Origin of the sequence: Lysinibacillus capsici, from assembly GCF_020217405.1 — a bacterium.
Lineage (GTDB): Bacteria > Bacillota > Bacilli > Bacillales_A > Planococcaceae > Lysinibacillus > Lysinibacillus capsici.
In genome coordinates this window covers 278111-301200 of sequence record NZ_CP084108.1, presented here as the reverse complement: position 1 = coordinate 301200, position 23090 = coordinate 278111, and the positions used below count along the sequence as shown (strand labels likewise).

The following is a 23090-nucleotide window of genomic DNA, read 5'->3' as shown; positions in this document are numbered from 1 at the left end:
CTTAAGTATGCTAGCGATTTCCTCAACTTGTGATTCTAAAGCAATGGATCATAAGGCCAGAAAAGCACTGGGTTTAAGTTGAATACTCTATTATTTTTGACTGCTTCAATTGTCAATAGTAACGTGCATTTATATAAAAAATTATGTGGAGCCAGTCATTTAAAAATGAAAGTTAGTTCTAAGATCATTTAACCAAGAATAATACTTTTATAAACTAAATGGCTTATTAATTCTGCGAATTCTTTATTTTCTTTTTACGGATAACCTTAAATAAAATAGTTACGATGATTATGATCATTATAAAACTTAAATACGGAATCCACCATTTAATAGTTTCAACTATTTCCTCCGATAATCCAAAACCCATTAGAAATTCAGTCATATTATCTACTCCTTTTATTTAAGTCTATTGTCTAAAATTACCTGTTTTGCACTCTGATAAGTTGCAATGAAATATATTACATATAGCAACAAAATAATACCAAAGCTTAAAAACATATTCTGTTTGATAGAAACTTCAAAAAATGGTTCTAATTTTTCTAATACAACCTTAGTAGTAAAGATTGATATGAAACTAGCTAAAATTAAAGGTGAAATAAAATAAAATCCAATTTGTCTAAATAACAACCTATTAATCATTTTTTTATTTGCACCAATTTTCGATAATGTCAGGTATCTTTCTTTGTTATCCTGGGTTTCTGTTAATTGCTGTAATGCTAGTACCGATAACGTGACAATCATTAAAATTATTCCTAAGTAACTGCTAATAAAAGCTATTACTCCAAATATGCCAAAGTAAGTGTCTTGTATCACACTCTTAGTTACATAATAAATCTCTCCTTCAAGAGATTTTTCAATCCATTTATTATTCATTATTTTATAGACCGTCCCCTCAATTTCTTGAGAGGGAAAAACACCATTCAATAAGAAACTATCAGGATTCATATAATTTTTCATATTGTCTGGAACAACCACTGTTCCTACATCATTTGCCCTTGTTGAATTTGTTAAGTAAGTAATGTTACCAAATATTTTTTTGTTTGCAGGAGTGAGCTCCTTATCACCAATTCTTATTTTCCCTTCATTATTTAAGAAATATTGAATATGTTTATTAAAAGGTTCATAGTTTGCATTAATAATGAATTTATTTTCTCCTAACTGAATTCCCTCTTCTCCAGATAGTTCCAATATTTTATTGTAATCTGTTTCAGTTATTAAAGTAACTTTTGACATAAGTATCTCTTGTTCTAAATCAGATAGTTTTACTTGTTGCTCTTTAAACAATTCTCCATAAGTTAAATCGGCATTAAACAACATTATCTCTACATAACTTTTAAGATTTTCTTTCAGTGGAATGCCATCTTGTTTTGCTGTTTCTAAAAGATTTTTGTTATCCTCATATGGTTTTACAATTGTTAAGTCAAATGGGGTTGCCGTGGTAACTTGTTTATTCATAGAACTTGTAACACTAAATCCTGTACCTAGAACAACTAGTGAAGCTATCAGTAATGCACTTAAGATACTTATTACTAGAAAATTGATTTGCATTTTACTTCCGAATTGTCGAAACAAAAATGAATTTAGTTCTTTAAAATACAGCTTTTTGTTTCTTTTAGCCAAGAACACCATCACACTGGAAATGGTATAATAAAACAAAATAATACCAACACCAAGAAGCGAGACTATCACAGTTAAATAATTCTTATCAAGTCCTAATTTCATTAACAATAGTATTCCAGTAGTTATTAAAGTAATTGCTGCTAAAAAAAGGCTACTTGTAGCCCATTTGTTATAGACCTTTAACTCTTGATTTTTACGATTCGCAGTTAATAAATCGATAAGTTTAATGTTCATAATATTACGAGTATTAAAAAGTGCTACTATAATATAAATAATTGAAAAACTTATAATAGTTTCTTTTATAGCTTCTTTTGATAACAACAATTTATATCCTACTGCATCACCTACAAACATTTTTAAAGCTAATATCGAAATAACTTGTGACATTAAAAATCCTAGCCCAAGGCCTATAATTAAAGCAAATAACCCTACCAAAAAGGTCTCACCTACAAAAATAAAGGATATCCGCCATTTACTCATCCCTAATGTCATATAAATACCCATTTCTTTTTTTCTTCGCTTCATTATGAATTGATTGGCATATATGATAAGAAAAGCAAAAACAATTGCAATAAACCTTGTTAAAAGTCCAATATACGTAACTAATGCATCCCCAAAAATCTCCATAGAATAATTTAAATCATTTAAAGCTGGTTGTGATGATACTGAATTAAATGCATAAAATAGGCTGACACCTAAAACAAGAGTTAGAAAATAAATAGCATAATCTTTAATACTTCTGCCTACATTTTTATATATCAATTTAAAACTCATCATTGATATTTCCTCCTAGTAGTGCAACAACCTCCATTATTCGATTAAAGAAAGTTTTACGATCATCTTTTCCTCGTATTAGTTCATTAAAAATTTCTCCATCCTTTAGAAAAATAATCCTTCTGCAATAACTAGCATTATAAGGATCATGAGTAACCATCAAAGTTGTGGCATCTTGTTGCTGATTTAATATTTCTAAATTTTTCAGCAACATTTTAGCAGATTTACTATCAAGAGCCCCTGTTGGCTCATCGGCTAATAATAATGTAGGCCTTGTAACAATGGCTCTCGCTGCCGCAATTCTCTGCTGTTGTCCTCCTGACATTTGATATGGGTATTTGTACAATACTTCCTTTATATCCAAAGCGGCTGCAACTCTATCGACTTCATGTTCAATTTCATTCACTGGATAATTAATTATAGATAATGCCAAAGAAACATTTTCAAAAGCAGTTAGTGTATCTAGTAAATTATATTCTTGAAATATAAAACCTAACTTCTCACTTCTAAATTTTGATAATTTATGGCCCTTTAGTTTTGTGACATCTTCGCCATCTATAAATACATGACCAGCCGTAGCAGTATCAATGGTTGAAATACAATTAAGTAAAGTCGATTTACCACTTCCACTTGGTCCCATAATTGCTATAAAATCGCCTTTTTGCACTTCAAATGAAATGTTTTTTAATGCATGGGTTACATTACCCTTATTACCATACACCTTTTCAATATTTTCAACTTTTAATATTGTATTCACTTCCCAATTTCACTCCTTTTATGGATGACTTATCCTTTTGCTACCATAATATTACCATTCAATGAATTAACAAAAAATCGATTATTGTATCATAATATTACCGTTTTGTAAGTTTACTTACTATGCACTATAATATAACGAAAAGGTATAAATTATGGAAATAAAACCATTCATTGGTTCGATTAAGGGGAGATTAAAAATGAAAATATTCATTATCGAGGATGATCCAATTATCAGAAAGGAACTTTTTGATTTTCTAGAGAGATATGGGTATGAATGCATAAGTGGCGACGATTTCACAAAAATTGTAGAAGATGCTCTACAAAGCATGCCGCATTTAATTATTTTAGATCTTAACCTTCCTTTTCAAGACGGTTTTCAAGTGTGTCGTGAAATTCGGAAAGTGTCTTCTGTGCCCATTATTATAGTAACTAGCCGTGACACTTCCTTTGACGAACTATTAAGTCTTCAAATAGGAGCAGATGACTTTATTACAAAACCATATGATTTACAAATCCTTTTAGCTCATATTCAATCCGTTTTAAAGAGAACTTACGAAATTTCCAAAAGTGCTATTCTTTCTTATAAAGATTTAACACTGGAAATATTAAAGAGCAAAGCTATTTATAATAATATAGAAATAGAACTTACAAAGAATGAATTATGCATTCTTAGATTATTGATGATGAATAAAGGAAACGTAGTTTCTAGAGATGAAATAATGAATGAGCTTTGGCAAAACGGAGATTTTGTTGATGAAAATACCTTAAATGTTAATATATCGAGGTTAAGGCGCAAATTGGAATCGATCGGTTTAAAAAAATATTTATTAACGAAGAGAGGACAGGGTTATCAGTTATGAGTTTAATTGAATTTTTTTTGGAAAAACAGTTAGCAATACTTTTTCATTTACTATCTTTGCTAATTATCTCTAGTGTCCTCTACTTGTATAATGAAAATGGAAGTTTAGTAATAGTAATAGATTTAATTCTTCTATTCTTCTTTTTCACACCAATTATAGTTAAATACTATCAATTAAGTAAATATTATAATGAAATAAAAAATATTTCAAAACAAATCAAAGAAAAAACATACATCGCAGATATTGTAGAGGAACCCCCTTTTTTTTCAGGGAAATTCTTCTACAACATCTTAAATGAAGCAACAAAATACATGAATGATTGTATGTTCTCTTTGAAAAACGCTCAACGTGATTATACAGACTACATTGAACTTTGGGTACATGAAATAAAAACACCAATCACTGCACTAAAGTTAATTTTAAGTAACCATAAGACACCTGAAAACATACTTATTCAAGAAGAACTATTAAAAATAGAAGGTTATGTTGAACAAGCTCTATACTATGCAAGAAGTAGTACTTTAACTCAAGATTATAGAATAGAAACATTTACACTTGATAAGGCTGTAAATTTAGCTATTAAATCATTATCTCTAAGTATTATTCGTGCCAATGGTAGCATATATAAGGATAACCTTGATTTGAAAGTCACATCTGATTCAAAATGGATTATTTTTATTTTAAAGCAATTAATAGATAATGCTATCAAATATCGTCATAATCCACTTAAATTATCCTTTATTGCTAAAAAAGTAGAAAACGGTACTTTATTGTTAATATCAGACAATGGTATAGGTATAGCTTCATCTGATATTGAGAGAATTTTTAAACGTGGGTTCACGGGAACCAATGGTAGAAACTATGTTAAATCTACTGGTATGGGTTTGTACCTTTGTGAAACCTTGTGCAAAAAATTAGGGTTACGCATAAGTGTAGATTCTCAAGAAGATACTGGCACTACATTTAAAATATATTTCCCTGATAAACTACGATTATTCCAAGAATCTAAACAAAATATATAGAGTTTATTTATTTCAAATCTCTTTTTTTGATAATATAGAGACCTATTATATAAATTACTACTGAAAAGAAGCTTAAGTAAATAATATCATTAATATTGTAGTATAGAGTAGAAAAACCATCAGAAGCAATGTAAAATGGTGTATTCTCCATAATCGTCTTCATCCAACTTTCATCTCTTTCTACAATTTGTATACCAATGTTATATAAAAAAATATATAGAACATATCCAGCTATTAATGAGTAAACGCGATTAAACGTAATAGAAATTGTAAATATTCCTACTGATAAGATAGAAGCGAAATAAACTATATATACAATCCAAACGGAGAATAGCGTACTTAGGATCTCCATACTAGAGAAATGTTTACCTATGATAAGTTGAACAGTTAATCCAATTAATATATTAAAAATGCCATATAAAGAAGTATAAAATAAAAATGAAACACTTTTAATATGAATTATTTGACTTCTACTGAACATACTACTGAATACCATTTTCGAAGTTCCAAAACTAAACTCGGATCCTATCATATTACTACCTAAGTAAATAAAATAAATTTGTATAATAAATAAGGAAATACCAATATTTCCGCTTAACTCTACGCTTTTACTTAAGTTCATCTGATAATAAAGAACATTATCAATAATTGTAGTAATAAATAATATTATTAAAAAAACGCATGTTGATGTATCAAATATTTTCTTTATTTCCATTCGGCTTATAGAAAACATACCAGTCATATTATCAATCTCCTAAATTTCTCTTTTATTAATAATTATTAAAGATATTAAAAATAATACTAAGCCTGTTAATGCTAAACAAATATTATTTGATATTGATAAATTATTATATTGCATTCCCTTATAAACCAAAGCCAGTGGATTCTCTTTAATCCAAAGAGCTAATTTTGTTGTAGAATCTAATTTTATTAGAATAATACCTCTAATCATACTCTCAAATGAAAACATAGAAATAATGGAAACTATTGTTGCAATTTGACTGAACGTAATGAAACCAATGATGAAAGATAAACTTGAAACAAAAAAGGAAATAAGTAAATAATTTGTTAGATTAGTAAAAATATCGTGTGTAAGATTATTCAGAGTAAATTTATTATGTTCCAATACCCACAATAAATTGGCTAGTAATCGGTGAATAGTTCCAACAATACATCCAATTAAAATCAATGAAAGTAATTTTGATAGGACGATATTTATACGTGATAAAGATCCTGTGAATATAATTCTAGAAGTTTTTAATGAAAACTCTCTGGACATAATAAAAGAAGGCAGAATGAGAATAATATAGTACGAAATATCACCAAAGTAATTGTAATATGTATCCAAATTCGAAGGGGATGGATACATGGGCCTTTTTAGATAAATTGTAATAGTGTATAAAACTGCAATAAATAAACTTGACCAAATGCCGTATCTTTTGAATAATTGTTTAACCTCTAATATTGATATTCTTAAAGTGCTATTCAATCTTATTTCCTCCCATTAACTCAAAAAATCTCTTTTCTAAATCTTTGCGAAGTGGATAAATAGCATTTATACTAATTTCATTTTTTACTAAATCTACTATAAGAGAATCAGAATCTTTATAAAGATATTGAAATTTTACTTTATCTTGATCTATTTCTATAAAAGGTATGTTTTGTACATCATTTAAATAGTTTTTTACCATTTCTATTTTTTTAGTTTCTATGATAAATTCATGTAGCTCTCTATCAGTCTGTTTTTCTGTTTTTAAATCAATATAATCTACTACTGTTCCCTTCTTCAAAAACAAAACTTTATCACAAACAGCTTCAATTTCTGATAAAATATGGCTGGATACAAGAATTGATATCCCTCTTTCTTTTGAAATTTTTCCCAATATTTCTCTTATTTCAGCAACTCCTTCTGGATCTAAGCCATTTGTGGGTTCATCTAAAATCAATAGTTTAGGATTATTAACTAATGCCTGTGCAATTCCTAACCTCTGTTTCATTCCTAAAGAATACCTTTTTACCTTCTTATGAACAAAACCTTCAATCCCCAATAAATGGATTACAGATGAAACATTATCTCTATCATATCCCCCTGAAATCTCTGCAAAATAAATAAGGTTATCCATTCCACTCATATGGGGATAAAAACTAGGGTATTCAATCAGTCCTCCAATACGTTTTATATGTTGTAAAGGCTGCTTTTCAATATCAAACCGAACTTCCCCCTCAAACTTCGTTATTAATCCCATAATTATTCGCATAAGGGTTGTTTTCCCTGCACCATTTGGTCCAACTAAACCTATTACTTCACCTTTTGGAACTGAGAAAGAAACATTATTAATTACTTTATTATTTCGATAACTCTTTGTGATGTTCGACAATGTTAAAATATTACTCATTTCTTCTCCTCCTTCTCACGTATTGTTTCAATTACATATAATAGCATTTCCATTTCTATACAATCAATATTTTTATAGGTAATTTCGGTAAATACGGAATTTTTTGTAAAAAATACAAGATATGATAGTAAGTGAGATATCTCATAACAAAAAAAGGAGCGATTAACTTGAATACAAAATTTACAAAAAACCCAATTATAAAAAATAAACTAGCAATAAATGAAATTAATCCTGCTGGAAATCTTTTTGAAGAAATTAATGAACAAGATATGTCATTAATAGCTGGTGGCACAAATGATGCTATCTCTAGAGCAATTGCCAACGCTGTTGGATTAGGGAATAACTATGGAATGGCTTGTACTTGGTCTGCAGAATGTAACGGAACAACTCCCTGCTAATTTTTATTAAGAAGATTTATAACAAGGGTGTGTACTTTTATTAGGTACCACCCTTTTTAGATAGGAGCAAATTATGATTATAAATGAGAAGGTATTAGATCAAGAAATTGATTTTCAAGATGTATTGGATTATTGGAGTAAATTTTTCCCTGAAGTTAAAACGCAAATTGAAGTTGAAGACTTAATTCACCAAACGACAAATAGAAAATTTGTTGATTTCAAAGAAGAATGGGAAAAAGAATCAATGAGATTTGCTCTTAATAAGCAAAAGATTGATTCACTTTTTAACTTTAAACCGAATAATAATCTCTTTCGCATTCTTTCTACTTTAAATAAAGAGGATTTCCCATTTTTAAATTTCTTTAAACCTCTATTTTTAAAGGAGTTTGGAAAATGGTTCGATCACTTTGAAAAATTTGATTTAGTTTATAGTAAAAGAACATTTTACTCTGATATTTTCATTCATATGTACAATATTTCCTTCAATATTAGTTATAAAATGCTAGTATTTGAAATAGATTTTGAAAAAAAACAAGGGAATCTTATAGGCGAAACATCTGAAGATAGGTTTCAATATTACATCAATGAAAAACTACAAAATGAGGAATATTTAAAGTCCTTATATATGGAATATGAGTCACTGACAAATTTATTGTTGTTAACAATTAACAATTATTTAAAATTCCTTTTTGATATTTTAAGTGCTACAACTCAAGAAATAAAAAATATCTTTAAAACTCTTTTTAACACTGAAAATATTAAAAAGTTAATTAATGTATCCCTAAATATGGGGGATACACATAATGATGGTAAAACTGTATCCATCTTAACATTTGAAGATAATAAAAAAGTAGTATATAAACCGAGGTCTTTAGCATTCGACCAAAAATATTCTGACCTTCTATCTTGGATGGAGAATAATCAAAGTAAACACTTAAAAAAAATTAAATCAGCAAAAATATATACAACAAGCAATCATGGTTGGATGGAATTTATTGAATACAAGCCCTGTAACAATATTGAACAAGTCAAAAGCTTTTATATTAGATCAGGACAATTATTATGTTTACTTTACGCTTTAAATTCCAAAGACTTCCATAGTGAAAACTTAATAGCCTCAGGAGAATATCCTTACTTGATAGATTTAGAAACTTTATTACAGCCAGATTTTGAAGAAAAGTTAAGTGAGAAAACTGTTATTAATAAAACACAAGACTTTATTAATAGGTCTGTCTATTCAATATATCTCCTTCCAAGCAGAATGACTATTAATAAAAACGAAAATACCATTAAGGTTGTCGATTTCGGCGGAATGGCGGGATATACCAAACGCAACACTGATATACTTGCAACAGAATTACCGATAATACTCAGTATATTTTCATAACTACTTATTTCCTCTTCATTAATTTCTACAGTTTTATGTAGAAGGGTTTCCAAATCTACCAAAACTGGATTTTCCCCAAATGCTATGATATTTTCAATGTGAAAATCCCTAGAATTTAAACTATATAGTATAGCTAAGAGCTCCCCCATTTTAAAATAAAAATTTGAAATTTCTTCAGGGTTATCACATTCTTTATTATTTATAAATTCCATAAAGCCATAATTATTATTGCTATATACATTAGCTGCATATGGCTTTTTAAAGCCAGATATTCTATTGTCCAGCCAGTCTATTAAATCTTTATAGCCTTTTTCAATTTCTAAAGATCTAGGTTTATACATTAAATTGAAATTATTTTCAAATATTAGTTTAGCAACCGACTTATTTCCATTGTGAGTATCTCCATGACTAAATTCGATGTTCTCTAATTTAATATCTTTATTTATTTCCATTTGCATAAAAAGAGAGTTCTTTTCATCATTAAGATTTTTTAAGATTTCTTTTAAATATTTAGTTGTATTTTCTAAATAATTATCTAAAATACGTATTAATTCTGGATATTTATTGTATATTTTAGCAAGAAAATTATTATCTAATAATAATTCTTTAACAAAATAAGTGTATCTCTCTTCAGAATCTTTACCTAATAAAATATTCTCTTGTCTTGCTAGATTAATCTCTAATACGATAACTCTAAATGATCTATTAACCAAACTCTGCAACATTTGACAATAAATTAAATCAAATGCCCTCTCACTATCTTTAAACAGCTTAGAGTTAATAATATTTTTTATTGTGTCATCATATTTTAATAATAATGGTCTAAAAAAACCAATCCACTTAAAATCATGAAAATATTTATCCATTATATTGTTAAAGATTATCTCATTATCATTCTTTATATTAAAAGCCATAATTTTATTTATAAATTCTTTTTGATATGTATCTTCTATTTCTCTATCCTTCAAATAATTTTCAATATTATTATTGTATACTCGCAAAAAAAGTTTCTCTAAATCATCATCTTCTTTGAATTCAGGAAAAAAATCTTTCCAAAATAAAAGTATTTCTTTTTCGTCTTCGGTAATATTTAAATTCAGTTGTTGCATGCCTACAACTCCTTTTTAAAATTTAAGTTAGAAGAGTTTTTTGTTGGTTATAAGAAAAACTCAGAAGGATTAAAATCCTTCTGAGCATTTCCTTCAAAGTAAATATTAATTACAAGGAATATTATTACTAGTACATTCGTATGAAGCTGTAAAATAGCCTCCACATTTTTTCGCTAATGTTAATTGAATAGCAGTAAGAATACCAGCACCTGATTTTCCATCTAAATCTTGTGCTTGGATTTCATATTGAAGACTATTAATTGATTTTTCATTTTTATTCTTTTTCATTTTAAATCTCCCCTAGTTCTTTAAATTTTGCTACATATGCATGCATCATTTCCTTGGCCAATTAAAATATTACAGGAATCTATCCTAAAAAAAATCCGTATTTGCCGCAATAATTTTTGCGTTATATAGTAATTCACCTTATTTCTTTTGTTAATATTTAGCTTTGGAGCTTCTTTTGAATTGTACAGAGGGATGTCCCCTATGGAGAAAGATTAAGACTTCTAAATGATTACTATAAGAAGCTTCCCGATAAGGTGTAAACTTTCCAACTTCACAAAAGCTATCATTATAATTAAAAATATTCTCAAATAAAAGCCAAACTGCGATAGATTGTAGTTTGGCTTATGAATTATTCATGTTATTTATTTTTTGCATATTACTAAAGGCTTCTACTACTAAATTAAGCTGTTCTTTAATGAAACAGGGTCATTAAAGTAGGAGGTAGTACTACCTAAAGAAGTAACCTTATTATTTTCCGCTGAAGGCAACTTATTCCATAATGTACTTTCTTTAGGGAATTCAAGCGCCCTATCTTCTATAAAAAATAAAATCTCCTGCACAGTCTGGCAATCGTCCAATTGAAAATGAAACTCCCCATACTTTTGAATCAAGGGCCTCCTTTTGAACCAAGGCTGGCACATTTAAATTCCACCTTCATTGTTCTAAAAATAAAAAACCAAGTGATCATTTAATAATCACTTGGTTTTTATTTTTACTGTATTGAAGGATCTTTGTATCCAACCTTTGCATAGAACTTATGGAAATTACCATACTTGTCTTCTAATACAATTGTCACCCAGTCTCCGTTGAAGAATTTGGCTGGATGTGTTAGTTCTTTTGTAACACGAGCAACATTAGTAGCAACTGTTCCTGTTCCCTTTGCTAAAGAACTGTCTGTACCATATACAACCGCTTGAATCACTTGTGAAGGTGTTCTATTAGCAATAACTGTTTCATTTGTTCCTGCAGTATCGGATAAATAATAGTACTTCAGTGATTCGCCATTTTCATAGAATTGTTGAGCAGAACCTAGTAAATCAAATGTCGCTTGAACTTTTCTATCGTCACCCGATGTATTCAAGTAGCCGAGTTTAATTTCCATAAACTTCGCATCCAGTGTTCTATATAGGTATTGTGCCTTATTAACGAACTTATGGCCTTCATAGCCTTGAATCACAAAATCTCGAGTACTCTCTTTCATTGTAACTGTTATTGTTTGATTTGCGTCATTAGATGTTTTCGATTTAATAATGAGCTTACTAGCTTTCGTTGTATCTGTTCCAGTAGTATAAGTAACAGGGGCATACTTAGCTGTCACATCAGTCTCATTACCATTGGAATCTTTTGTCGTGATCGTCATAATATCTGCTAAATTAACATCAACTGTATCACCTGTACTTACAAGTTTAGATTTACCATTTTCATCACGCATAATTGTTTCACTAAAAGTAATGGTAAATGTATCGTCGCTGTTACGATAAATAAGACCTGGATAATATTTGTTATCCAATGGGGAAACCATGCCAATGCTTGGTGGTGTACCATCAGAGTAGAAATCTTGTTTCATTAATCCTGTTGAAGTTCTATCGTGATCATTATATGGAACATTAGCTTTATAAATTGTAAAGTTTCCAGGTGTATCCTCGGCTCCAACATAAACTAAATATTCAGTATGTGGCTTTAAAGTAACGCCTCTGGCATCAACCGTCCCTGACAGACCTTTTCCAATCTTTTCAACAGATGGACTACTTTTGAGTTTTGTTTCTAAATATTTTTCATCTGCTGGAGCAGTTAAATTAGCATCAGGATTATCAATCAATATACCATCCTTATTTTTAATTCTTTTTTCCACAAACCAGTAATGAACTTTTGCTGTTTCATTTGTCTCGAAGCTAATAGTTGCTTTTGTATCATCATTCTCTTTTGGCTTAATCTCTAAATTACGAATTAAAGGTGCCTTAGTATCTTCGAATACAGTCTTAGGACCTGCGATTTTAGAAAGTTCTCCTCCACGATCTCTTAGTACCATATAAATAGAATAGCTATTAAACGGATCGAGTTTATTTTGTTCCACAGATACAGGGAATTTTTGCGTAGCTGTTTCTAAATCTGCCGTACCTGAGCCACGTTGAATATATATATCTTTTCCACCAATTTGGAAATATCCAGATTTACTAGTGTCACCTGCAAATTCATTAATAAAATCTCTTTCAGTAATTTTATGATCTGTTAAATATTGTTGGAAAGTCTTCGTCTCACCATTATCTACTACTGTATTAGGTAGGATCATATAGTAATACGTTCCCGCTTTATTAGGCTCAAATTCGATTTCAGCTCTACGGAAACCATCAGATTCATCCGCTTTATTCACTGGATCTTTTATTGTTATCTTTGGTTCCACAGTGTCTTCATGTTTATACTCAGCATAGTTACGAACCGGGTCACCTGGCTTCACTGTGCCAGTATTTTCAAACGCATTATCCGCTAAATCTTTAACACCTGGTAATACTGTTACACGCAACGTATCACCATTAACAAACCCCGTATCAGATGGTATTGTTAATAAAACTTTTTTATCTCCTGCTTTATACTCTACAGCTGATGGTTTGATTCCTTTTTCTCCAGTTACGTTAACAATAACTGTACCCGTTAATAAATAATTGTTAATATCGTTAGCATTTTCTGGATCTAATGCTTCACTAACAGTAAGTTCAAACTGATTATTGCTTTTCCTTACTAACTTTCCTTGTTCTACATATGGATGAACACTATCAAGCGCACCAGTTTTAAAATCTTTTACTGCAGGAGGGTCTATCGAGAAGTTACCTGAATTATCTTTCATCACAACATAAAGCTGATATTCTGTTTCTGCATCTAAACCCGTTAGAATGCCTTTTATGCCAAGTTCACTAGCTTTTGCTTCGCCTTTTCCTGTTGGGTTAGCAACGATGTCAGCCGTTGTTGGATCAGTTGCTGTTGTTTTCTTACGTATATAATAGTAATAGTCTCCTGGTTCACTGGCTGTAAAAGTAAATTCAGCACGTGTTCCTCCATGTAATGGCGTAACTTGGAGGGATTTCACTACTGGTGGTGAAGCATCTTTCATTTGGAACTCTTGAGAAACTATGTCCGATGCATTTTTCGAGCCATCCACAACCATGATGTAGATAACATATTCCTTTTTCTCACCTAAATTAGAAACCTTAATTGAGTTTGTTCCTTTGATGGCTGCCGCAGTTCCATGTGCTACGTTCTTATTTGAGAGACGGTTAACCATTTCACTTTTATTTGGTGCCTCTGCGCCCTTTTCACGCACAATATAATAGTACGTACCGACTTCATCAGAAGTGAAATCTGCTTGAATTTCGCTACCATTTAGTACTTTTACATTTGTAATACTAATGATTGGTTTTGTTTTATCATCAGGATTTTGATTCTCATTTTCCTCTTTATCAATTGGTTTGCCATCTGGATCAGTAATATTGCCTATATTATCTTTATCATCGAGGAAATCGTCGAAGATATTATTTGGTGATCCATCCTTAGGTAAGATGACCTTATCAATATACGTATAATCTCCAATATCAATTTTGCCATATGAATTATCAACAAATAATGTGCCAATTCGTCCATCAATATACAGCTCTAGATCTGTGTAGCTATTGTAATTGATCCAATCGATATTTCCTGAACCATAAATTGTAAGTTTTGTTTCTGTATTTAAATTTAACGTACCAATATCGCCTTGAATTTCAAACTCACGCACATTTCCAATGATGTCTACCCGTGGTAGTTTTGTATTTGTTTCAATTTTTGTACCTGTTTGAGATACTACTAGTCGAGAAACACTGCTGTTATAAAATTCTAGGTACTTCTCAACGTTTTTCATTTCCTCTTTTTCTTTAGACCAGTTAACAAATGGCTTATCATTTTCAGTATTTGGTTTTGTCCAATTTTGAAGATCGTTCGAATTGTTAGTTGACGAATCATCGCCTTTATTGTTATCTGGGTTTGACCAATTAATAAATGAAATATTGTTACTTGCCACACGACCAAGAGCTAATGGTTGATTGTAAGTAGCCCCTAAATGCAATGGTGGGCGAACGGTTTCGTTGACAAACATTGTCCCTGTCAGCGTCATATTCGAGAATTCGATATAATTACCATTTACTACAATCGTTGCGCCAAAAGAACCGTAATTTCCATCAAAATCTAAAGAACGTGTGCTTGTTCCACTTGCATTAAGTGTTAATTTTGAAATGGAGCGAATTCCCTTACTCGATAAATCACCCTCAATGACAGCACCTTTTAACACAGGAGCATTATATTCGTTAAAAATATGAGCAAGGCTTTCTGGAATTGTATAAGATTGACCATTTATATAAACAGCATCATCATCCACATTTGTGATTTTGTAAGATGTTTCATTACTTTTCTTCTCTTGTGAACCCACTACAAACGAAGCAAACTGTCCGCGAGTAACAGGATCAAATGGAGAAAATGTAACGGGAGTTGTGCCCTTTGTAATATTCAAATCGATTAAAGTTTGAATATAGATGGCATTGTTTGTTTTGCTATTCACATCTTTGAAAATATTATTGTACGTAGGGGATACCTCTAGATGGAATCCAACTACAACCATTTTGGCTAGTTCCCCTCTAGTCAACACTTCATTCGGCATAAACATGCCATTTGAATAGCCCGACATAATACCTGCATTTTGCAAGGCCGCTACGTATTTATAATATTGATTGCCCTTTGGAACATCCTTATAGTAAGGATCTTGGATATTTTTTGTATCCAATTTTAACGCCGTTGCCAGCATTTTCGCTGCCTCTCCACGAGTTACACTGACATCAGGACGGAAAGTATTATCCGCAAAACCGCTCATTACGCCCTGAGAATATAGTTTTAATATTTCATTATAATTATCCGAGTATTGGTTAATATCCGTAAAGGGAGAAGTAGCCGCTGCTGCTTTTGGTGGAGGTACTACAACAGCAATCCCACTTGAAGCAAATACGGTTGCAATCAAGGCTTTATTTACTTTTTGGATTTTAGATTTATCCATTCCACTCTTCCTTTCGCTTATGTATTTTGATACGTACAAATATCATTTGCTCATATCCTTTATATCGACCAAAGGCTAGCTAACCTTCATAGATAAATCTAAAATAGTAGGGTAAATTTCTTCTAGAGTTAGAGACTAAAATACGATTTCTTTACTATGCGAGTTCATAAGCTTTCCATCACTCAATATTTAAAAATTCATCGTTTGCAATACATAAAAAAGAAGCCATTTAAAAATAGTTTCGTAATTGGCTTCTCTCTATTAGCTATTAATTTTGAACTTTTAAAAGTTTGGTTAGTTTAATAACACTAAATTATTTCATTTTTATAAATTACCTTGTTTACATCATGCCTAACAGTTTTATGACCTGCTTTTATACCTTTACCAATAGCAATCAGCATAACATCAAGATACCTATCAGAAATATTTAAGATCTCTTTCAATTTCTTAGAATCGTAGCCTGACATCGTAATTGTGTCAAAACCAGCTTCATTCGCTAACAAAACCAAGGACATTGAGGCAAGACTTACATCTCTAGTTAATTCTAACTTTAGATCTTCTTTTGTCTTACCTTCATAATAATTTATTGCAGCATTCGCAAGATAGTCTCTTAATGATTCATCAAAATAACCTGCCTGGTACCCCTCCTCATGAATTTTAATAATATTACCTTTGTTAAATGCCTGATAGTCGCCCAACATGACGATTAACGTTGAAGCTTCTACTATTTGCTGTTGATTAAAAGCTATAGGTAGTACTAAATTTCTTAATTTCGCATCCTCGATTATTAAGTATCGTGTTGCTTGAATATTATTTCCATTAGGCGACTTACTTGCACTTTCAACTAAGGCAGTCAATGTTTCTGAACTAATTTTATAATTTGAATCATAATGTCTAACTGAACGTCTTTTTTCTAAAGTATCTTTTACACTCATTATGAACAACTCCTAAGTTTTTATTGTATTGCGCCTCTAATTATAGTAAGCAATAATAAATAAGAAAATAACGCACAAAAAAGTGGTATAGCCACTTTTTTGTGCCTATTTAGGAGAGGAAGCCCATGGTGAACTATAATACAGGAATCAATATTTTTATGGATATTGCAGGTGGCAAATGGAAATGTTTAATACTATTTTTCTTGAGTCAACAATCAGTAAGGACGAAAGAGTTTTATGAATTAATACCCGGAATTACGCAAAAAGTTCTAACCGATCAATTGAAACAGTTAGAAAGAGACGGACTTGTTCGAAGAGAAATATTTAAAGAAGTACCACCAAAAGTAGAATATAGTTTAACAGATTTAGGAGAGTCATTTATACCCGTTTTAAATACAATGTGTACATGGGGAAATGATTATGCACGTTTAAAGGGAATTGCCAAGGAGCAACAAATTTGTTGTCATCAAAAAGAAAGCTAAGTTTTCCTTAAAGGCTCCTTGTACTAATCACCTTTCTATAATTCGTATCAAAACTACAGCTTGTTACTCTGTTAGAATATTCCACAAAATGCTAAAAAGCCAAGGAGCATCGGTGCTCGCTTGGCTTTTGACGATATATAGGCATACATCTAGTCGTACTTGGGGTGTCATAAGGGAAAGGGGGATAACCTTACGTCTTGTCAAGTCGATCAAGAGATGTGGCCCGAGTTACATATCATTTGAACATAATTTAAAAGTCATGTGGCTGATGACTTATATACAGCTTGCCCAAATGATGTTTGCATTAATCATTACCCCAAAAATTTGGGTTGTAAGCTCTTTTGTTGTATTTTTTTATTCCTTTTTTAATACTCCAACTTTTACCTGATTTCGCCCTTCTTGTTTCGCAAGGTAAAGTGCGTCATCAGCCGCTTCAATGAGCGCTTCAGTTGTATGTGCCATTGCTGGATAGGCAGCTATTCCTGCAGATAATGTTATTGGTCTACCACATGGACTGACCGTATCGGCCAAAGTTTTTCGTAATTGTTCTGCGACTAGTGTGGCTTCCTCTATCGTCGCGTTCGGCAGAAGTATGACAAATTCCTCGCCACCGTAACGGCAACATACATCGCCTTCCCTAGCTACTGATTCCATTTGTCTAGCCAAAAATTGTAAAACTTTATCACCTACTGCATGTCCATATGTATCATTCACACTTTTAAAGTGGTCTAAATCTAACAAAATAATGGCATGTGGTACCTTACTTGCTAACCATTCAGCAAGCATTGAATCCATTGTACGTCGGTTCGTAATCCCTGTCAGTGGATCAACAGTAGATTGATCTTTGAAAAAGGAGACCTGTCCATGTAGAAACGATAAACTTCGAACCAATGCATTCTTCAAAGAATAGGCTTCAAAGTACCATCCACTAACAGATTTTAAACCTTCTACATTTTTCTTATCTAAACTTTCTTCTGTTAATGATGCTAATTGTTGTAAGGGATTCGCAATACGTGCTGCAGCCCAAAGTACAATGATAATCGAAACAAACATAAGAGGGACAGATTTTATAATGACCTCCTGTACACGATCAAATGAAGGGGCTAATGCTACTTCTAAAGGTTTCTGCGCAACAACTCCCCACCCTGTCGATGGCACTGCACTATAGCCAGCTAGCATTTTCACTCCTTTTGTATTCTCAACCAGTTGGGCACCATCCTTGCCAGATGTAACAGCTTGAACGACTTTATTTTTCGTTACAATGTCATTAATACGACTTGGATCTTGATGATAGATAACTCGTCCTTCTGAATCAACTACATATACGTAAGAACCATCCTTACTATAATGTTCTCCCAACAAGGTTTTAAAGGCATTAGGTTCTTTTAAATAAATAGTGCCAGCAATCATTCCTAGATATTCATTGGACTCCGAGAAAATAGGATGTGATATAAAAATGATGAGCCGCCCTGTCATCGCCTCATATGGCTTAGAAATAATGGGTGTCTTTTTGGCTAATGCCTCTTTAGCGCCAATGGATGTTAAAATCTGTCCTTTAATTTCTATAGAGGGCGGAGAGACAGATAAAACAAGTCCCTTTGCATTTGTTATAACCACCGAATTGAACATTTGATTTTGCAATCTCAAACGCTCTGTTTCCTGATTCAATACTTGTTCATCATCCATTTTCGTTCTGACCTGCTCCGCACTATATCCTAAGATTTGAAAAGCTTCATGTAGATAGGAATCAGCAGTTGAGGCCAATTTTTGAGCATAAACTCTATTCGTTTCTAGCGCATTTTCCTTAATGGAATCAATGTTCATCCTATAGCCGCCCCAAACACTACCTATGCTTGTTAAAAAGAATGCTGCCATTGCTACGCCCATTATAAGATGCTTTAACTTTAATCGGTGCGATTTCATTTTTCCCCTCCTATTTATGATTTTTTATATGTATATTTTGAGATTCTTAAACAATTAGTGCCTATTATAAGCAAAGACTCCTATAGGTAAAAGTAACATGTATTAATTGTGTAAGAAGAATCCAACACACCTCTAGGATTGTATCAATAAACGAGATCGTATCATATAGAATCTAGCAAACAAAATTGCAACATTTTAGTTACTTAGATTAAAAATTCCAACAGCTGACGCTAATTATCTGAAATTTGATAAAAAATCTAAATTCTAAATTTTTTTACTTTTATTGTTATTCTGACATATAAAAGTTGAAGCGTTTATTTTATAATAAAAATTAGCATAGGCAAGTTAAGATTCAATCTGTTATAATACTCATTAAAATACAATAAACTGTAATAATACAGTATATAGAATACGCTTTTCACACAATGGGGATTATGAGAAAAGCGCTACTCGCCATCATCATACAGATGGTTGTGTAGCCTACACAAAAAGGGGTTGGAAGATTTGGGTATTTTAAAGGGGTTAAAAATTCTCGATTTTTCTGCATTACTACCAGGACCAATGGCGACAATGATATTTGCTGATTTAGGAGCAGATGTTATCCACGTTGAATCTTCAAAGCGGGTTGATTTAACGCGAATTATGCCTCCCTATGACGAGGATCATGAGGCATATATCCATCAACATTTAAATCGATCAAAAAAGTCTATAACGCTAAATTTAAAATCACCAGAAGCTATCGACATTGTTAAATCACTTGTACAGGAATATGACGTTATTATCGAAGGGTTTCGACCTGGTGTAATGCATCGACTTGGCATCGGCTATGAAGCGCTTAAAGAAATAAATCCTAAGGTTATTTATTGTGCGATAACTGGCTACGGACAAACAGGGCCATATAGTAATCGTCCAGGACATGATAATAACTATCTATCATTAGCAGGCTTACTCGACTATTCACGCCATAAGGATAAAAAACCTGTTTCCATGGGCGTCCAACTAGCTGACATAGCTGGAGGGACAATGCATGCAGCAATAGGCGTACTGGCTGCTGCCCTCCATCGTGAAAAAACAGGAGAAGGACAGTTCATCGATATTAGTATGACAGATGCTGTCTTTTCACTTAATGCTATGTATGGTGCAGCATTTATTGGAGGTGGACGTGTCCCACAGCCAGAGCAAGAAATTTTAAATGGAGGCAGTTACTATGATTTTTACAAAACAAAGGATGGGCGTTTTTTTTCTGTCGGTAGTTTAGAGCCTCAATTTCGCAAATTACTCTGTGAAGCACTCGATATTCCTGAGTTGATCGATAATACCTTCAATGACTCCTACTACACGCAAATTCGTTTTAAAGAGGCTGTTCACGACGCCTTCTTGTCCAAAACATATGAGGAATGGCTTGAAGTGTTTAACGAGGATTTCGAAGGTTGTGTAGAGCCAGTTCTAACATTTCCAGAAGCATGTGAGCATCCACAGCTAAAGGCACGAGAAATGATTGTGACTATTCCCAAAAGCGATGGCACTATGCAAAAACAAATTGCCTCTCCGTTTAAATTTGATGGTACGCAGCCTGAATACAAGCATGTTGGTGCTAAATTAGGCGAGCATAATGAGGAAGTTTTACTATCTCTAGGCTTTGATGCTGAACAAATTGAGGCTTTGAAGGAAAAAGGCGTTTTAGAGTAAAAAAAGGTGTCTAATACATCACAGTATTAGACACCTTTTTTATACATATGCACTAATAAACATACGCAGGTTTTCAAAATGATCATCTATTAGTAGATATTTTTTGTAAATCTCCATTAACTTTTCAAAAAGCTCGTACTGCTCAGTTACAAACAAAACTCTTAAAATATTTAACATATGCAGGGATGCACTTTGTGCGACAACATAGTATGGTGCATTTGGTTGACGATAATTGCGTCGCCACTCTTCCACAGACAAACCAATATGTTGTAGAGAGTTATTCACATGAAGTGCTATATCCTGTTGAACATATGCCTCAATTGCAATAAGTTGTTCACTACTAAAATTTTTGTGTACTAATGAAGAATTGATTTTTTTATTCGATGCTAAAACATGCTCTTTTAATAAAAGTAAGCCATCCTCATAACGTGCCATTTTTACATAGTGCTCCAGTAGAATGGCATATAAATTTTCTAAATAATTTAGCTGATAATTTTTAATAATGGCAGGTGGTGTTGGTTTACGATTTGGTAATAGCTCTTTATACTCCAGTAATATTTCAATGGCATAATTATTTATTCGCTCATCCTCTAATAAATATTCACCATAATATATAACCTTTTCACTCTGCTGTTCTCTATTTGCTATATGAAATAAAATATAGGCAATTAACACTTTTTCCTTCTCTGATAGTGCATACATTGAGTAGCGCCATTCAGCTTCAAATGAGGTAATAAGCGCTTTGACACTTTTAAAATCACCTTCTGATAAGCGATAATGAGTAACAATTTGATAAAGACGTAATTGTTTCTTTGCCAAACAGCTAGCATTATGCTTATCCACATGAGTTATACACTTATCCAGTATCGTTTTATAGTTATTCACAAAGTTATCCACATGTTCACAATTTTCTCTCACAGAATGCTCGAAATGTCCCATTATTTCATAAAGAAATGTGAATTGCTCTAAAGGTTTGTGGATAAGCAGTGAATAAACTTTTTTTGTGAAAAGCCAATGCCAAAAAGATGCATGCTCTTTATACATCATATGCACTAAATATTCATCTTGAAATTTATATAAAATAATTGATTGTAGCTCATTAACTGGCATAGCTATTTGCATTCGTTTCCCAAAGACTAACCAAATTAATCGTTCTAAGTCTATTGTATGTTGTGCAAAAAGCTGCTCAAAAAAAGTATCTTTACCTTTTTGTGTATAGAAAAAAGCACTGAGACGCTCATTCACAAATTTTGAATCTAAACCATATTTGTCAAAATATATTTGCATTTCTGTTGATACATGACCCCAATATTTACGTGCTGTGGAAAAGGCAATATTCTTAGCCGTTTCTTCGTTTACTAAAAATAGATTGGGTGAAAGCGAAGTACCAAGTATTTTTGGATCTTCTCGCAGATTTGACTCTGCCTCCAGCCAAGTTGCTAGTATATTTTCAGCACCCTTTTTACTTTTTTGTTTATAAGCCATGAATAATTGCTCATCACAGTCCAACAGCATAAAAATGGATCCTCCCATCAATTTCTACCAACAAAGATCTTCCCCTATCATTCAAATACATGATTTTTACACTCTTTCTTCAATATAACAAATCTTAACTAACATATGCTAAAAAAATATGGGTATGCATAGCAAAAACGTTAACAATATAAAAAACCACCTATATAAGTGAACACACTTTATAGATGGATATCATCTTTACCAAAACAACGGATATTTTCTTTTTTCTCGTAAATTATTGATCAACAAACCGAAAAATACAATTATGACTGCTCCAATTAATACAGGGGTTAGTAAATAACTCCAACCATAACCTCCTAAAATAATAATTATAGGATTGGCGCCCGCTGGCGGATGTATGACACCTAAAAAGGCCATAAAAAATATAGTTAATCCGACACCAAGACTAATAGACAATATATTGGGGCCTAGTAATGAATACATGGCCAACCCGATAAATGCCGAAATAAAATGACCTCCAATTATATTTCGGGGCTGGGACAAAGGTGCATTCCAGACGACAAATACAAGAACGCAGCTACCGCCTAATGAGGCCATTAACCAAGGTGAATTGGTAATGTTAGTTAACCATAGCAACACAAAAATGCATATTAATCCTCCCATCGCTCCAGTAAAGGCATCAGCGAAATTTGTTCGAGATGGAGCATGACCTCCTCCTCTCATTTTTAATATAAAAGGTTTTATACTATTCTTTTTCTCTATTTTGTTTTCCTCACCTATAATTTCTGTCATTAGACACCAACTTTTCTCTTCTATACTCAACTGTTTTATTTAAGGTCCTGTTATTCATTGTTAAACTTTAACTATTATATCAACACAACAATAGATTTCAATCCAAACT

General features: G+C 31.9%; 17 protein-coding genes and 1 pseudogene. 6 read left to right on the top strand and 12 right to left on the bottom strand.

Translation table 11 applies throughout. From position 1 onward, the window contains the following. Positions 1-396: 396 nt before the first annotated feature. Together LCP48_RS01485 and LCP48_RS01480 are read right to left on the bottom strand one after the other, a co-directional pair. Positions 397-2397 (bottom strand): FtsX-like permease family protein, encoded by a 2001-nt coding sequence (locus LCP48_RS01485; RefSeq protein WP_004233849.1) that lies wholly within the window; start codon positions 2395-2397, stop codon positions 397-399. Further along, the gene (locus tag LCP48_RS01480) at positions 2384-3151 is read right to left on the bottom strand and encodes an ABC transporter ATP-binding protein (protein WP_009373595.1); all 768 of its coding nucleotides are present in this window, start codon (positions 3149-3151) and stop codon (positions 2384-2386) included. Before LCP48_RS01480 ends, LCP48_RS01485 begins: the two co-directional genes overlap by 14 nt. A 199-nt stretch (positions 3152-3350) precedes the next feature. Between LCP48_RS01480 and LCP48_RS01475 the strand changes: the two genes are divergently transcribed. Together LCP48_RS01475 and LCP48_RS01470 are read left to right on the top strand one after the other, a co-directional pair. After that, on the top strand, positions 3351-4013 hold the full coding sequence (locus LCP48_RS01475; RefSeq protein WP_004233853.1) for a response regulator transcription factor: 663 nt from the start codon (positions 3351-3353) through the stop codon (positions 4011-4013). Beyond that, the gene (locus LCP48_RS01470; RefSeq protein ID WP_225340605.1) at positions 4010-5035 is read left to right on the top strand and encodes a sensor histidine kinase; all 1026 of its coding nucleotides are present in this window, start codon (positions 4010-4012) and stop codon (positions 5033-5035) included. Before LCP48_RS01475 ends, LCP48_RS01470 begins: the two co-directional genes overlap by 4 nt. A 7-nt stretch (positions 5036-5042) precedes the next feature. On the opposite strand, the gene LCP48_RS01465 is transcribed toward LCP48_RS01470, so the two are convergent. From LCP48_RS01465 to LCP48_RS01455, 3 genes are read right to left on the bottom strand one after another with little or no spacing between them, the layout of a single operon-like run. Beyond that, the gene (locus LCP48_RS01465) at positions 5043-5777 is read right to left on the bottom strand and encodes an ABC-2 transporter permease (RefSeq protein ID WP_004233856.1); all 735 of its coding nucleotides are present in this window, start codon (positions 5775-5777) and stop codon (positions 5043-5045) included. A gap of 12 nt (positions 5778-5789) precedes the next feature. Beyond that, the gene (locus tag LCP48_RS01460; RefSeq protein ID WP_009373593.1) at positions 5790-6524 is read right to left on the bottom strand and encodes a hypothetical protein; all 735 of its coding nucleotides are present in this window, start codon (positions 6522-6524) and stop codon (positions 5790-5792) included. Beyond that, positions 6517-7431 (bottom strand): ABC transporter ATP-binding protein, encoded by a 915-nt coding sequence (locus LCP48_RS01455; RefSeq protein WP_202342732.1) that lies wholly within the window; start codon positions 7429-7431, stop codon positions 6517-6519. Before LCP48_RS01455 ends, LCP48_RS01460 begins: the two co-directional genes overlap by 8 nt. Before the next feature lie 167 nt (positions 7432-7598). Between LCP48_RS01455 and LCP48_RS01450 the strand changes: the two genes are divergently transcribed. Together LCP48_RS01450 and lanM are read left to right on the top strand one after the other, a co-directional pair. Further along, positions 7599-7829: a plantaricin C family lantibiotic gene (locus LCP48_RS01450; protein WP_004233859.1), complete on the top strand. Its 231-nt coding sequence runs from the start codon at positions 7599-7601 to the stop codon at positions 7827-7829. Between the two features lie 73 nt (positions 7830-7902). Continuing rightward, positions 7903-9108, top strand: a pseudogene (lanM, locus tag LCP48_RS01445) (type 2 lanthipeptide synthetase LanM); the annotation flags it as partial. Here the strand turns inward: lanM and LCP48_RS01440 are convergent. The 4 genes from LCP48_RS01440 to LCP48_RS01425 all read right to left on the bottom strand — a co-directional run bounded on the left by LCP48_RS01440 (position 9063) and on the right by LCP48_RS01425 (position 16619). Continuing rightward, a complete protein-coding gene (locus tag LCP48_RS01440) occupies positions 9063-10325 on the bottom strand; it encodes a DUF4135 domain-containing protein (protein WP_225340604.1) in 1263 nt (420 codons plus the stop codon). The pseudogene lanM and the gene LCP48_RS01440 sit on opposite strands and share 46 nt — an antisense overlap. Before the next feature lie 105 nt (positions 10326-10430). Further along, positions 10431-10613 (bottom strand): salivaricin M family lantibiotic, encoded by a 183-nt coding sequence (slmA, locus tag LCP48_RS01435; RefSeq protein ID WP_004233864.1) that lies wholly within the window; start codon positions 10611-10613, stop codon positions 10431-10433. 712 nt (positions 10614-11325) lie between these two features. Beyond that, entirely contained in the window at positions 11326-15684 is a 4359-nt protein-coding gene (locus LCP48_RS01430; protein ID WP_004233867.1) for an S-layer homology domain-containing protein, read from the bottom strand. 308 nt (positions 15685-15992) lie between these two features. Continuing rightward, entirely contained in the window at positions 15993-16619 is a 627-nt protein-coding gene (locus LCP48_RS01425; RefSeq protein WP_225340603.1) for a nitroreductase family protein, read from the bottom strand. 125 nt (positions 16620-16744) lie between these two features. Between LCP48_RS01425 and LCP48_RS01420 the strand changes: the two genes are divergently transcribed. Continuing rightward, positions 16745-17101, top strand: a complete 357-nt coding sequence (locus tag LCP48_RS01420) for a winged helix-turn-helix transcriptional regulator (protein ID WP_004233871.1) — start codon at positions 16745-16747, stop codon at positions 17099-17101. Between the two features lie 354 nt (positions 17102-17455). On the opposite strand, the gene LCP48_RS01415 is transcribed toward LCP48_RS01420, so the two are convergent. Further along, on the bottom strand, positions 17456-19024 hold the full coding sequence (locus tag LCP48_RS01415) for a sensor domain-containing diguanylate cyclase (RefSeq protein WP_225340602.1): 1569 nt from the start codon (positions 19022-19024) through the stop codon (positions 17456-17458). 504 nt (positions 19025-19528) lie between these two features. Here LCP48_RS01415 and LCP48_RS01410 point away from each other — a divergent pair. Next, a complete protein-coding gene (locus LCP48_RS01410) occupies positions 19529-20713 on the top strand; it encodes a CaiB/BaiF CoA transferase family protein (protein ID WP_004233875.1) in 1185 nt (394 codons plus the stop codon). Between the two features lie 39 nt (positions 20714-20752). Here LCP48_RS01410 and LCP48_RS01405 read toward each other — a convergent pair whose 3' ends face one another. Next, entirely contained in the window at positions 20753-22198 is a 1446-nt protein-coding gene (locus tag LCP48_RS01405) for a hypothetical protein (RefSeq protein WP_225340601.1), read from the bottom strand. Positions 22199-22426: 228 nt separating this feature from the next. Beyond that, positions 22427-22981, bottom strand: a complete 555-nt coding sequence (locus LCP48_RS01400; protein ID WP_004233879.1) for an HPP family protein — start codon at positions 22979-22981, stop codon at positions 22427-22429. Positions 22982-23090: the final 109 nt, after the last annotated feature.

Excerpts from the sequence above, each read along its gene's own strand:
- LCP48_RS01485 (WP_004233849.1), bottom strand. The coding sequence starts at position 2,397 with ATGATGAGTTTTAAATTGATATATAAAAATGTAGGCAGAAGTATTAAA.
- LCP48_RS01475 (WP_004233853.1), top strand. The coding sequence starts at position 3,351 with ATGAAAATATTCATTATCGAGGATGATCCAATTATCAGAAAGGAACTT.
- LCP48_RS01470 (WP_225340605.1), top strand. The coding sequence starts at position 4,010 with ATGAGTTTAATTGAATTTTTTTTGGAAAAACAGTTAGCAATACTTTTT.
- LCP48_RS01465 (WP_004233856.1), bottom strand. The coding sequence starts at position 5,777 with ATGACTGGTATGTTTTCTATAAGCCGAATGGAAATAAAGAAAATATTT.
- LCP48_RS01455 (WP_202342732.1), bottom strand. The coding sequence starts at position 7,431 with ATGAGTAATATTTTAACATTGTCGAACATCACAAAGAGTTATCGAAAT.
- LCP48_RS01440 (WP_225340604.1), bottom strand. The coding sequence starts at position 10,325 with ATGCAACAACTGAATTTAAATATTACCGAAGACGAAAAAGAAATACTT.
- slmA (WP_004233864.1), bottom strand. The coding sequence starts at position 10,613 with ATGAAAAAGAATAAAAATGAAAAATCAATTAATAGTCTTCAATATGAA.
- LCP48_RS01430 (WP_004233867.1), bottom strand. The coding sequence starts at position 15,684 with ATGGATAAATCTAAAATCCAAAAAGTAAATAAAGCCTTGATTGCAACC.
- LCP48_RS01425 (WP_225340603.1), bottom strand. The coding sequence starts at position 16,619 with ATGAGTGTAAAAGATACTTTAGAAAAAAGACGTTCAGTTAGACATTAT.
- LCP48_RS01420 (WP_004233871.1), top strand. The coding sequence starts at position 16,745 with ATGGTGAACTATAATACAGGAATCAATATTTTTATGGATATTGCAGGT.
- LCP48_RS01415 (WP_225340602.1), bottom strand. The coding sequence starts at position 19,024 with ATGAAATCGCACCGATTAAAGTTAAAGCATCTTATAATGGGCGTAGCA.
- LCP48_RS01405 (WP_225340601.1), bottom strand. The coding sequence starts at position 22,198 with ATGGCTTATAAACAAAAAAGTAAAAAGGGTGCTGAAAATATACTAGCA.
- LCP48_RS01400 (WP_004233879.1), bottom strand. The coding sequence starts at position 22,981 with ATGACAGAAATTATAGGTGAGGAAAACAAAATAGAGAAAAAGAATAGT.